General features: G+C 68.4%; 10 protein-coding genes and 3 pseudogenes. 9 read left to right on the forward strand and 4 right to left on the reverse strand.

What is annotated here, in order from left to right; genetic code table 11:
- Window positions 1-63 precede the first annotated feature (63 nt).
- Both OG521_21025 and OG521_21030 read left to right on the forward strand, forming a co-directional pair.
- Window positions 64-702: an SMI1/KNR4 family protein gene (locus tag OG521_21025; protein WUW23129.1), complete on the forward strand. Its 639-nt coding sequence runs from the start codon at window positions 64-66 to the stop codon at window positions 700-702.
- A gap of 536 nt (window positions 703-1,238) precedes the next feature.
- Window positions 1,239-4,367, forward strand: coding sequence for a hypothetical protein (locus tag OG521_21030; protein ID WUW23130.1), 3,129 nt, complete (start codon window positions 1,239-1,241; stop codon window positions 4,365-4,367).
- A gap of 1,096 nt (window positions 4,368-5,463) precedes the next feature.
- Here the strand turns inward: OG521_21030 and OG521_21035 are convergent.
- Window positions 5,464-6,213 (reverse strand): SDR family oxidoreductase, encoded by a 750-nt coding sequence (locus OG521_21035; protein WUW23131.1) that lies wholly within the window; start codon window positions 6,211-6,213, stop codon window positions 5,464-5,466.
- A gap of 764 nt (window positions 6,214-6,977) precedes the next feature.
- Here OG521_21035 and OG521_21040 point away from each other — a divergent pair.
- Window positions 6,978-7,112, forward strand: a pseudogene (locus tag OG521_21040) (SDR family oxidoreductase).
- Window positions 7,113-7,142: 30 nt separating this feature from the next.
- Window positions 7,143-7,580: an NUDIX domain-containing protein gene (locus tag OG521_21045; protein WUW23132.1), complete on the forward strand. Its 438-nt coding sequence runs from the start codon at window positions 7,143-7,145 to the stop codon at window positions 7,578-7,580.
- A 550-nt stretch (window positions 7,581-8,130) separates the two neighbouring features.
- Here OG521_21045 and OG521_21050 read toward each other — a convergent pair.
- Genes OG521_21050 through OG521_21060 form a run of 3 tightly spaced genes read right to left on the reverse strand, consistent with a single transcriptional unit; the run spans window position 8,131 to window position 9,028 of the window.
- A complete protein-coding gene (locus OG521_21050) occupies window positions 8,131-8,421 on the reverse strand; it encodes a hypothetical protein (GenBank protein WUW26755.1) in 291 nt (96 codons plus the stop codon).
- A gap of 29 nt (window positions 8,422-8,450) precedes the next feature.
- On the reverse strand, window positions 8,451-8,816 hold the full coding sequence (locus OG521_21055; protein ID WUW23133.1) for a hypothetical protein: 366 nt from the start codon (window positions 8,814-8,816) through the stop codon (window positions 8,451-8,453).
- A gap of 29 nt (window positions 8,817-8,845) precedes the next feature.
- Window positions 8,846-9,028 carry a type II toxin-antitoxin system Phd/YefM family antitoxin gene (locus OG521_21060; GenBank protein ID WUW23134.1) on the reverse strand — a complete coding sequence of 61 codons (183 nt, stop codon included), beginning with the start codon at window positions 9,026-9,028 and terminating at the stop codon, window positions 8,846-8,848.
- 377 nt (window positions 9,029-9,405) lie between these two features.
- On the opposite strand from OG521_21060, the pseudogene OG521_21065 reads away from it, so the two are divergent.
- The 5 genes and pseudogenes from OG521_21065 (at window position 9,406) to OG521_21085 (ending at window position 11,895) form a co-directional block, all read left to right on the forward strand.
- A pseudogene (locus tag OG521_21065) lies at window positions 9,406-9,646 on the forward strand (AraC family transcriptional regulator).
- A gap of 5 nt (window positions 9,647-9,651) precedes the next feature.
- On the forward strand, window positions 9,652-10,290 hold the full coding sequence (locus tag OG521_21070; protein ID WUW23135.1) for a glyoxalase: 639 nt from the start codon (window positions 9,652-9,654) through the stop codon (window positions 10,288-10,290).
- A gap of 328 nt (window positions 10,291-10,618) precedes the next feature.
- Window positions 10,619-11,053: a YdeI/OmpD-associated family protein gene (locus OG521_21075; protein ID WUW23136.1), complete on the forward strand. Its 435-nt coding sequence runs from the start codon at window positions 10,619-10,621 to the stop codon at window positions 11,051-11,053.
- Between the two features lie 81 nt (window positions 11,054-11,134).
- Window positions 11,135-11,575: a DoxX family protein gene (locus OG521_21080; protein WUW23137.1), complete on the forward strand. Its 441-nt coding sequence runs from the start codon at window positions 11,135-11,137 to the stop codon at window positions 11,573-11,575.
- 32 nt (window positions 11,576-11,607) lie between these two features.
- Window positions 11,608-11,895: pseudogene (locus OG521_21085) on the forward strand (hypothetical protein).
- Window positions 11,896-11,926 lie beyond the last annotated feature (31 nt).

Consider the following 11,926-nt stretch of genomic DNA (forward strand, 5'->3'; position numbering starts at 1 on the left):
CGGGCGCGGAGGCGTGCTGGTTGTGCCCGGAGACTGTCAGCATCAGGTGGCAGGGTGCCGTCCATGAACGTATCGATCAGTGAGTCGTGGACGCGCATCGAGAACTGGCTGTCCGAGCATGCGCCGGCGACCCACGCTGCGCTGGCGCCGCCCGCGCATCCGGAGGACATCGCCGCGACCGAACGCGTCATCGGCCGGCCGCTCCTCAAGCCCTTGGTGACGTCGCTGCTGCGGCACAACGGGCTTCTGGACCAGCGGAGTTCGCTGCTGCCCGGGACCTACGGGCCGATGAGCGCAGGTCGGATAGCGGCTGACTGGAAACTCTTCACCGGCTTCTACGACAAGCGCACGGCGGATGAGCAGGGAGAGGAGGCGGACTACGACTTCATGAGGATCGGGGTCAGCAGCGTCCTGTACGGCCACCCGCAGCTGATTCCCTTCGCGCGGGACCTCGGTGGGGGTTACCTCGTGCTGGACCACCGTCCCGAGACCGACCAGGGACGCGTCCATGAAGCGGAGGCCACGGAAGGCATCATGCGCGGCTCGCACGATAGGTGGACGTCCCTGCCCGTGCTCATGGAGGCGGTCGCCACGGCTCTGGAGACCGACCGGCCCCTCGGCGACAACATGCCCGTGGTCGATGACGAGCAGCGACTGCAATGGGACTACATACCGCTGCGCAGTGGCCGGAACGTGCTTTAGCCACGGTGCGGCAGGGGATGGCGGGCACGTTCACGACGTACTGCGGAACGACGGTCAGGACAGGATGGCCCGGGCTCTTCCCGGGAGCGGGTGACGAGAAGCGAACTCGCGCTCCGAGCTGGGGAGTCAACGTTGCCTGGCCGGTCTTTCCTGACTCCGAGCTGCGGGAACGGCTGGGGCACGGGGTGCCGACGATCATCCTTGACTCCCGCTGCCCCCCGATCGCAGCGATCGCGCCCGAAGGGAGCGGGCCAGGGCCTTACATGCGCGCTCGCGTGACCTGCGGATATCCTCCGGGCGCTGCTCGGTTCTGCTGTTAGCATCGCGGCGTTTGCATGAGGCGGTACGGCTGGGGGGCCTTTCGCTGGTACTCGCGCGGCTGGATGAGCCGGATGCCGTGCGCCTCCTGCCTCTTGGCCCTGGGGAGGGACCTCACTTTGACTCCTACGAGCAATGCCCGGATGCGCGGAAGCGGCCGAACCCGTGCCGCTCTCGCGTTGGCGCTGGCGACGCTGACAGCATCGACACCGGGAATCATGGCGCCGCCGGCGTTCGCCGACTCGGCCCAGAACGTCACCGTCCTGCCTGCGGCCCCGCGCTTCTCACCGCGTGCCACCTCGATCCTCAACGCGGGTGAGACCGGTTACCTGCTGGCGCAGGAGGGCGACAACCGCCTTCTGTGGATCGACTATGCGACGGGCTCGGCGTCGCCTCTCGCCGTCACCTTGCCCGAGATACCGCGCTATGACTTCGAGAACGGCTACTGGGACCACATCCAGGGGCTGAACATCGGGGGTGGCGGCTACTACGGCGACGGCTCCGACACCGTCGCCCTCTACTCCGCGACCCCCGCACCCCACGTGACGCTGCAGAAAGGCGCGGGCGCTGTGTTCGCCGACGTACGACTGCCCGAGGGCCAGTCGTACGTCGGGACGTTCGGCGACACCGTCCTGACCCGCACGGGCGAGGCGGACGCGCCGACCGGCTATCACCTGCTGCGGTACGAGGCCGGCCAGCTGACTGACACACCGGTCACCGGATTCCCCGAGGGGGCCGTGCTCGGTGGGCTGGAGGACGCCGACGCGACGTCGCTCATCCTCCGGTACAAGGACTCCACCGGAGGGTGGGGGCGCTGGGTCCTCGTGAACCTCTCGGACGGGGTGGCGAAGCCTCTCCCCGACCGTCCGGTTCCTGACGATCCCTGGAGCGTGCGGAGCTTCCGGCTCGGCGCAGGGACGATCCTGCGGGACGGGAGCGATCTCCTGGACCGTGCCGCTCCGCACGCCGTGCTTCGTACCGTCAACACCGGCTCTGTCTCCTACGACGCGACCATCGTTCCCGTCGGCACAGCCATCTTGGCGGTCCAGCGCCAGAACCCCGGGAACAACGAGTACCGGGGCTCAGAGCTGTGGAGCCTTCCGGAGGAGGACGAGGGCATGGCCCCGCCCGTGCTGCGACAGGCGTACGCGCAGGTCGTCCTCGCGCCCGACGGCACCGCGCTCGTCGCCGGAGCGAAGACCGCGGAGGACCGGGGCGACATCGATTGGGCTGTGCACCGGCTCGTTCCGACCGCCGGCGGCGGGGTGGAGGCGCGTCGCGTCCGGACCGTCGCTCCCATGCCCGCCCGTGTCTACGGCCTCTCGCTGGGCTCCGGCATCCTCACCACGGCAGAGAACAGCACCTATTACCAGCCGGGCGACTACTACGGGGTGTACCGGAGCACCTGGCTGAGTTCTGCCGGGCAGCCGCAGCCGGTGCGTACGACCGTGGACGGGTTGCTGAGGACCGGTAACTGCGTCACGTTCATCCCGGGCCGCTGTGTCTCGCTGCGGGCGAGCGGCGACGGCTTCCACGGACAGCGGACCGCCGCCGATGACCGGGGGGCCACGCTGCTCTACAAGAACGGCGAGAGCGCCTGGGGACCGCGCGTCGACACGGGCGGGGAACGGGTGGATGACCTCTCCGGCCGGTTCGGCGTGACCGTCACCGGTGTCACCGGTGACTCGCCGTCCATCGTCGAGTTCAAGCCCCCGACGGGCGGAACCGTCCTGCAGCGGACCGACTCCGCGCTGGCCGCAGTGTGGGGTTCCACCCTCTGGAGCGTGGCCAAGGACAGCCCGACGATCACGTCGAAGACCCTGCCGGCCGGTGCCGCCGGAGCGTCCTTCACCACACCCAACGCGTGCGTGCCGACGGAACTCCAGGCTGCGGGACGCTGGGTGTACTGGTCCTGCGAGGACAGCGAGTGGGGTCCCGAGGCGGGGTCGGGTGTCTACGACCGCCTGACCAAGCGGACCATGCGCGTGCCGGGACGCAACATCCGCAACGTTCTGCTCGGCGACGGCTACCTCGTCCGGCAGAGCGGGGAAGGGCTGCGGCTCTTCGACCTGCACGCCGGTCTTCCCGCCACCGACACCGTGCCGCAGCGCGTGGTGGTGAGCGCGGCCGATCTGGGACCCGACAACAAGCCCGAGATGGGCTGGACGGTGGACCGCTTCGGCGGCCAGATCGCCTATGCGGGCGACGACGAGCGTGTCCGTATCGTCGGTACCGGGGTCCCCGCCCCAGCCGTCAGCGTGATCGACTCCGTCGTCGGCGGCACCACGTTCAACCTGGCTGCTGCCGCTCCGCGCTGGTCGGGCACCTGGTGGACCTCCAAGCCCACCGGTGCGTGGCGCCTGTCGCTGACGGAGGCCGCCACGAAGACCGTGGTCCGTACCGTCTCCGGCGCCGATGCGCGCGGCCGCGTCGATGCCGCTTGGGACGGCAGGAACGACTCCGGGAAGATCGTGCGGAACGGAGCGTACGTCTGGACCCTGACCGCCGAGCCCGCCGACGGGATCGGCGCCGATCTGACGGTGACCGGCTCGGTGACCGTGACCGGTGGCGCTCCGGCACCGCTTCCCGCGTGGCGGGATGTCAGCGGTGACGGCAGGGGCGACCTGCTCGCGCTCACCTCGGCCGGGGCACTGACCGTGCGCACCGGTACGGGAACCGGCGGGCTCGGGATGGGGGCCTCGGCGACCGGATGGCCGTCGACATCGATGGTCGTGCCGTTCGGGGATCTGTCGGGCGATGGGTGCAACGACGTGCTCGTCCGCAGTTCCGCAGGTGTGCTGACCCGATACGACGGAGGCTGTGGGAAAGCGTTCTCGCCGAGTGGGGTCCGCCTGACGATCGGATCGGGCTGGCAGATGTACAACATGCTGACCGCCCCCGGAGATCTGACCGGCGACGGACGGACGGACCTTGTGGCACGGACGCCGGCCGGCGAGCTGTGGTTGTACGCCGCCGACGGCGCGGGCAAGTTCAAGGGCCGCGTGAGGGTGGGCGGCGGCTGGCAGGTCTACAACGCACTGGTCGGCACCGGCGATCTGAACGGTGACAAGGCCGGCGACCTGCTGGCCCGCGACACCTCCGGGGTCCTGTGGCGGTACCACGGCAACGGCAAGGGTGCGCTGGGCGGCCGGGTGAAGGTCGGTGGCGGCTGGCAGGTCTACAACGCCCTCCCGGGCGTCGGTGACATCACCGGTGACGGCAGGGTGGACCTGATTGCCCGAGACGCCTCTGGGATCCTGTGGCGCTACAACGGCACCGGTGCGGGCACGTTCTCGGCGCGAGCGAAGATCGGCGGCGGCTGGCAGATGTACAAGACGCTGTCCTGACCCGTGACGCGAGGGCCGCAGCGACCGCTTTGGCCCTCTGGCCGTCACGCCCCCAGGCACGCGTCCTGAGGGCGTGACGGCATGCGCGACTCGTTGGTCGATCAACTGGGTCGGATGAGGCCGCTCGGTCCGGGCTGCGTGGCCGGTGCTGATCACCGGGTGGGCCGGCTGCAGGCGCAACAGGTCGGCTCTCGGAGGGCCTTGGTGCGGTGTGACCGGTGGCTACCGGGTCGTCAGGTCGACTGCGTGGACACAGGGGGAGCGGATGTGTCTGTCACTCGGTGTTCCTCGGGTCTTCTCGACTGCGGGGCGGAGACGCATGCTGCCCTGTCCGGAGACGAGGAACCCGCGGGCACGGATGGGGCACGACGGCCGAGGGTCGATCAGTCCCTCTCGCGCACCGCAACCTGTCACGCAGTGGGCGCCGTCGGCCATCAATCCTCGTGCGGGACTCGAGCGGGGCTGCTCGGGTCCTCGCGCACGAGGCAGGTCCTCTCGTCGAGGACCACCACACTGGGAGAGATCGGTGGGCAGCGCGGAGGCGTCTGCCTCTCAGGCGCCCCTCGTGCTTGCCCTGCCCAATCTCGTGTGGACGGGCTCCCCCCATGGCGCTGCCGCCGGGCGGGCCGACGCCGAGAAGGGCCCGGACGGACTGTCTTTCGTGGGAGAGGGCGGCAAACCGTTGCGCGCTCCACGTTCGGGCGTAAGCGGCGTGCTACTCGCTCGACGGTAGGTCTCTCCAGTGGCTCGTCATCTGCGGCCTTCGTTACGCAGGGTGCACCCAGGCAAGCCGGTTCAGTGCCACGCTGAAGAACACGATGGTGCGAGCGGGCGGTCACGCCTTCTCCCACGCGAAAAGCTGGCGAATCCTTACCAAGCTCTGCCTCGACACCCGCGACGCCGCCACGCTGCTGCGGACACTGCTCGTACTCACGAACCACGAAGTCCCCCGCGGACAGACGATTCACCGTCAGCCCCCGCCAGGACCAGCGACTTCCAGATTGACGCTCTTCAATGGTGAGATCCCCATGCCGGCGCAGCGAGTGCGGAGTCGGGGTGGTCGCGCGCGGGGCGGCAGTGGACTGGTAATGGACCGTCATCGCCCCAGCGCTGCTCCCCCGTTCACATGCACGATCTGCGCCGTCATGTACGCCGCTTCAGGTGACGCCACATAGTGGACCGCGGCGGCGATGTCCGAGGGCCGGCCCGCCTGGCCCGTCAGCGACTGCTCGGTCCGGGCGGCGACGAACTCGGGCGTGGCCCGGTCGCCGAAGAACTCGGTGTCGGCGACGAAGCCCGGGGCGACCGCGTTGACGGTGATGCCCTGCGGGCCGAGCTTCTGCGCCAGGTCGACGGTGTAGGTGTTGACGGTGGCCTTGGAGCCGCCGTACGAACCGGAGCCGCGCAGCGCGGCGATGGACGACATCTGGATGATTCGGCCGCCGGGCCGGGTGAGGTGCGGCAGCAGCCCTTCGGTGAGCAGCACGGCGGTGAGGACGTTGGCCTCGAAGTTGCGGCGGAAGCTGTCCGCGACGCCTTCGAGGGTGCCGTCGTGGGCCGGTGCAACGTTGCCGCCGGCGTTGGCGACGACCACGTCGATCTGCGCGCCGCCCGCGGTGCAGAATTCCACGGCTCTGCGGGCTTGGCCGGGATCGCTCAGATCGGCGGCGATCCAGGAGGCCGTTCCCGCACCATGCGCGGCGTCGAGCTCTCCGGCGGCCTTCTCCAGGGGCCCCTCGCGCCGTCCGATGAGGACGACGTGGTCGCCGTCCGCCGCAAAGACCTCGGCCACCGCCCGCCCGATCCCCGTACCGCCACCCGACACTACGACCTTGCGCTGCCCCACGACCCCACCCCACGTCCTCGGTTATGAACGACAGTCACATCTCTGTCCGCCGCACGGTACGACCGCCGATCGTCGGAGTCAACGGGCATGTGCCGCAGGCTCCTCACCCGGATGACGGAGCCGCGAACCGATCCAGCACGCCCAACATCCGCTCCTTCGCAGGTCACCGATCCGGAACGGATCGTAAGAGTCCGTTGCCCTAGTGATCTTGAGTGCGCTGTGATCAAAGTGGCTGACGGGTCGGGTGATTCCGCGGTCGTTGTGCATGAGGATTGGGTCTCTGGGGGAGTTCGGAGTTGCTGAGGCTCGCTCGGTCCTCAACTCACCATCGCCGACCTGGACGCATGCGAGGGCACGCGCACCCGGCGGGGCACCGTGGGGGCCCAGGACGTCGTGGAAAGTGACCTCATCAAAAGCGCACGAGGCGCGGACAAGATCGTCTCCATCGCGCACGAGGTCATCGGCAACTACGGGCCACGCCTGGAGCCGGAGTGGCGGCTGGACCGCATCGCGCTCAACCGCCGCTGGCCGGAGCACCAGCCCTCCACCATGCCGGTCAACGCACTCGGACTCCCCGTGCACCTGGAGTCCTGCCTGGCGGAATCCCTTGACCGGACCACCGGCTTGCGCCCGATGATCGACCTGCTCGCCGTCACCGGAAGCGGTGCCCGGGGCAAGTACCAGCACGGATGGAGCGACCTCGACGTCCTGGTCGTGGCCGACACATCCTCCCCGCCCAGCACCGCGCGCGGCCGGAGGACCATATCAAGCGCCAGTGTGCCCCGCGCCGTGGCCGGCCCGAGGATGTCGCGGCCCTGGTGGCGTTTCTCGTGGGCCCCTCCGCCTCGTTCGTCACGGGGCAGTCCGTCCACGTCGACGGCCGCTGGCTGCTGCCCTGAGACCATCTACAAGCAAGGAGACAGACCGAAATGATGGAACGAGTCCGCGCCGTCCTCGTCACCGCAGACGGCACGATGCTGGTCATCCGTCGCACCCGGCCCGGCATCCCCGAATACTGGGTCCTGCCCGGCGGCGGCGTCGAACCCAGCGACGAGTCCCGGGAGACGGCCCTCCACCGGGAGATCCACGAGGAGATCGCAGGGAAGGCCGACATCATCCGTCTCCTCCACACAATGGAGTCCGACGACGAGCGGCAGCTCTTCTACCTCGCCCGTATCGCGACCTGGTCCTTCGACGACCGCACCGGCCCCGAGTTCATCGCCGAAGGCCGCGGTGAGTACGCGCTGGAGGAGATTCCGCTGACCATGGAGGGGCTCGACGGCATCGATCTCAAGCCCGAGGAGATCGCCCACGTTCTTCGGGGAGCCATCAGGGCCGGAAGTCTCGGAGTCGAGGCATCGCTCTGAGCCTTCGAGCGCGTTAGCACGCCATCAGGGGCCGGCTCCGAGATGACCCGACCCTGATGGCGTCCGTACGCGCTGCGGGCGCAACATCGGCTCGATGCCGCACGCCCTGGACGTAAACGGGAAACGAGCCGCGCTCGCGTCTCCTAGGTCGAGCGGTAGTGAAGCCCTCGCTCTGAGGGTGAGGATCCGCGATTGGTGCAGGTCGGGAGAGTCGCTAGGGCACGCAAATGGCACGGGCCTAAAAGTGGTCTAGACAACAAACAGCCCTGGTCGCTGACCAGGGCCTTCATCGAAGAGCGGGTGACGAGAATCGAACTCGCGCTCTGAGCTTGGGAATCAACGGTTCTTGGACAGCCAAAACCGACCTGACCTGCAGGTTCGACTGGAGGGCGCGAGGCCGGTGTGGTCTCTGCGTGCCGCACTTGACCGCTGTCTCCGAAGGGCACGGATGGGGCACACCGACGGGAGGTCATCAACCTGAGGTGATGTGCGGAAGCGGTGGCAGGAAGCGGAAGCCTCCCGTGGTGCGGACGCCGCGGTGACGCAGGCCTCAGGCCCAGAAGGCTTCGGTGACGACGATCTGTGGGTCGGCGTGGCGGCGCATGAAGGTGTAGATGAGCCAGCCGCGTCCGCCGGCCAGGTCCACGATGTGGGGACCACCGGGGCTCGTGGAGGCCAGCGGTCGGACGGTCATCCAGTGCGGGAGCGAGACGTCAGCGTCGATTCCCCGGAAGTACGGGTCTTCAGCGGTGATCAGTTCCGCACGAGCACTCATGACCAGGTCACTGCCTTCGGCAGGCATGCTTTGGAAGTCGTGCTGTGCCTGCTTCGTCCAGTCCATCTGCCAGGGCGGCCGGAGTGGTTCGTCGATCACTCTCCGGGCTTCCTCTCGGCGGCTTCGTGCCGGAGGCGGCTGTACTCCTCCAGGAGCTGGATGGACTCCTCGGGGTCGTCGGACTCGGCTGCGCGGGCTTCGAGATCGCGAAGGTGCGAGTCGAGAACGGGATTTCGTGCGATGGCGTACTGCGTCCACCACAGGCGCATGAAGGCAGGCACGGGGGTGATATTGAAGGCATCGCCGATGACGCGCTTCCAGTGAGCCTCAAAGTCCGGGAGGAGGTGAGGAGCGTGCTCCTGAATGGCCAACCGGAGTGCTTGGGGCGTGCGTTCGGGCATGGGCGGCAACCGCAGGGGTTCCCCCTCGTACCCATCGAAGTGAAGTGCATGGGCGGGCATGGTTCGGGCTCCTTGGTAGTGGAGGGTGGTCAGGCGGCCTCGTGCGACTGCTGCCGAGAGGCCATCTGCTCGAACCACTCGGCCGGCACCAGGTAGGCGACCGTCTTCCCTTTGCGGGTGATGGCGGCGGCCTCGCCGGCGATGCGGGTCCGGTCCAGGATCTCGCCCATCCCCCGGCGTAGGTCGATGGTTGTGTACGTCTTCGTCTCCATGCACTGAAGGGTATAACAACTATCATAGTTGCCATATGTGCTCGTGGGGTTCTGGTGACCGGAAGTCGACGGGTGCGTGTCGACGGGCGCGTTGGGTGCAGGGGGCTCGACCGAGCTTGAGCAATAACAAAAAGCCCCGGGCCGCTGGGCCGGGGCTTTTTCATGGAGCGGGTGACGAGAATCGAACTCGCGCTCTGAGCTTGGGAATCACCCTGCGCCTGGGCCTGTGTAAGGCCACTGAACTGCGCGAACGTTCGGCGAGGGCCTCATCCTGACTGCTTCGTCCGGCCCCGTGGTGACCGCTGCTCACCGCCGCTACTGGCACGTTGTGGCACGGCCCGCCACAGGAGGAGAAGGGGCTGCTGCTTATGGACACCGAGTCGCCGTACGCGCGCCTGATGACGCGTCGCATCGAGCGGGCGTCGGGTCGGCATGCTGCCCGGGGCCTTCCGGCTCCAGGCGGCGGATGCGGCGGCCGACCGGTTCGAGGCTGCGGGTGCGGCCCGTGATGCGGGGCCGGCGATCACGGTGGAGGGGATGCCGGCGTGCGTGGCGAAGCTGGTCTCAAGACCGGTCAGGAATCGAGAAGCACCGGCCTCGGCACAGCCCCTAGCGTGATGGTCATGGCAACCACCGCTTCCACCGCAGCCGTCACGTCCCTTGCGTCCGTCACTCTTGAGGTGGCCGACCTCGATGACGCTCGCCGCTTCTACAGCGCCTTCGGCGTGAACACGTACATAAGCCTGCGGGCGTCCGAGGCGCACTCCACCGGATTCCGTGGCTTCACCCTGGCGCTCACGGTGTCCGGTCCGGCCACCGTCGACGGCTTCTTCGGCGCCGCCGTGGACGCCGGCGCCACCGTCCTGAAGCCCGCCGCGAAGTCGCTGTGGGGCTACAGCGGCGTCGTCCAGGTCCCGGACGGGACGATCTGGAAGATCGCGACCTCGGAGAAGAACGACACCGGCCCCGACACTCGGGAGATCGACGAGGTCGTCCTGCTGATCGGCGTCGAGGCGGTGAAGGCCACCCGACAGTTCTACGTCGGCCGGGGCCTGACCGTGGCCAAGAGCTTCGGCGGCAAGTACGCCGAGTTCGCCGCCGGTCAGTCCAGCCCCGTCAAGCTGGCGCTGTACAAGCGCCGCGCCCTGGCCAAGGACCTCGGCGTTCCCGTCGACGGCACAGGCTCGCACCGCATCGTCCTCGGCAGCACCGCCGGCGCTTTCACCGACCTGGACGGGTTCGCCTGGGAGGCCGTCGCGTAGCGCGTCCCCACGCGGAGGCTCAGCAGGCCACGGGGCCACGGCCCTCAAACCGGCCGGCACTCTGCCGTGGGGCGGGTACGGCGGCACCTTTGCCGACCCGGACGGCTACATCTGGAGCCTCGGCCACAGCACCCGAGGAACCGGCCAGCCCTACGCCGAGCAGTCGAGATCTCTTGCCTTACCGCCGCCCAGGGCGGCGTGGCGTTGCCGTGGTCGTCCAGGAAATGGCGATGGTCCGGGTGGGGAAGTGGGAGCGGGTACCCGGAGCCGGGCGGGACGGAACCGTGGCGAGTTGGCAGAACACCGGCAGAACAACAGGAGAAACACCATGAAGTTCCGGGCACACGTCGAGCCACCTGAGCCCATGCGGGGCCTGGAAGTTCCGCCCGAGGTGGTAGCGGCGCTCGACGGGGGCGCGCGGCCGCCGGTGACCATCACGGTCAACGGGCATTCCTGGAAGAGCCGGGTCGCCCTCCTGCGTGGCCGCCACCTGCTCGGTCTCAGCAACGCCAACCGGCAGGCCGCCGGTGTCGAGATCGGCGAGGAGGTCGAGGTCGAGCTGGAGCTCGACACCGAACCTCGCGTCGTCGTCGAGCCTGCGGACTTCGCCCAGGCTCTGGACGACGAACCGGCCGCCCGTGCCGCGTACGACAATCTTGCCTACAGCCGCAAGCGCGAGCACGTGCGCGCCATCGAGAGCGCGAAGAAGCCCGAGACGCGCCAGCGGCGTATCGAGAAGGCCATCGCCACTCTGCGGGGCTGACCCCCGAAAGCAAGACTCCGCCGGCAACGTAATCGCCGTGCGAAGGCATCGCCCTGCCCAATTCCTCCTGAAGGGACAATCATGTCGAAGCGACTCGTGACCGGTCTGTACTGGTTCCTGGCCTTTGAGTTCGCGCTTGGCGCCGTGACCAAGTACTGGCCGGGCGACACGGTATTCAGCTCGGCGTACTCCGTGAAGTTCGCCGAGTGGGGATACCCGTCCTGGATGCGCTTCGTGGTCGGTGCCCTGGAAGGTGCGGCGGCCGTCCTGCTGGTGATCCCTGATAAGCGAACACGCTTCCTGGGCGCCACGACGCTGATGTTCGTGCTCACCGGCGCGGTCACAACCCACATCGTCAACCATGACCCGGCGGTGGAAAGCTGGGCTGCGCCGACCCACCTCGTCATCATGGGTATCCTCGCGCTGGCCAACTGGCCCGCCGACTGGCGAGACCTCCTGCGGGCTTCTGCCGCGCCGACAGCCAGAACACCACGTCCATCCAACGAAATGACAATGCCGTAGCACCTTGGAAGCCATCCAAATGTGATGACTTCGTCTTCGGTGCGTACGGTCCCATGAGGGCGGAGGAACAGGCGGAGCTCCGCCGCAAGGACGTGGCCCTCGACGAGATGACCATCCGGGTCTGCATGGCGGCGCCCGAACTGATCACCGGTCGTCGTGCGCCTGGCGACGCCAAGTCGGAGGCGGGCGAAACGATGGTCCGCGCCGGCCAGTCGCCGGAGAAGGCCGCGCTGATCCATCAGCACTCAGACCTTGAGCGGCAGCAGGAGGTCGAGAGCGGTCTGGACAACTTGCGGGCGGATCTGGTGCGGGGCCCCTGAACCGGTCCGTACAACAAAGAAGCCCCCGGCC

The organism is Streptomyces sp. NBC_01463 (genome assembly GCA_036227345.1).
Lineage (GTDB): Bacteria > Actinomycetota > Actinomycetes > Streptomycetales > Streptomycetaceae > Streptomyces.

What these genes read in the sequence shown, in the direction of transcription:
- OG521_21025 (WUW23129.1), top strand. Translation starts at nt 64, where the DNA reads ATGAACGTATCGATCAGTGAGTCGTGGACGCGCATCGAGAACTGGCTG.
- OG521_21030 (WUW23130.1), top strand. Translation starts at nt 1,239, where the DNA reads ATGGCGCCGCCGGCGTTCGCCGACTCGGCCCAGAACGTCACCGTCCTG.
- OG521_21045 (WUW23132.1), top strand. Translation starts at nt 7,143, where the DNA reads ATGATGGAACGAGTCCGCGCCGTCCTCGTCACCGCAGACGGCACGATG.
- OG521_21050 (WUW26755.1), bottom strand. Translation starts at nt 8,421, where the DNA reads ATGGACTGGACGAAGCAGGCACAGCACGACTTCCAAAGCATGCCTGCC.
- OG521_21055 (WUW23133.1), bottom strand. Translation starts at nt 8,816, where the DNA reads ATGCCCGCCCATGCACTTCACTTCGATGGGTACGAGGGGGAACCCCTG.
- OG521_21060 (WUW23134.1), bottom strand. Translation starts at nt 9,028, where the DNA reads ATGGAGACGAAGACGTACACAACCATCGACCTACGCCGGGGGATGGGC.
- OG521_21070 (WUW23135.1), top strand. Translation starts at nt 9,652, where the DNA reads ATGGCAACCACCGCTTCCACCGCAGCCGTCACGTCCCTTGCGTCCGTC.
- OG521_21075 (WUW23136.1), top strand. Translation starts at nt 10,619, where the DNA reads ATGAAGTTCCGGGCACACGTCGAGCCACCTGAGCCCATGCGGGGCCTG.
- OG521_21080 (WUW23137.1), top strand. Translation starts at nt 11,135, where the DNA reads ATGTCGAAGCGACTCGTGACCGGTCTGTACTGGTTCCTGGCCTTTGAG.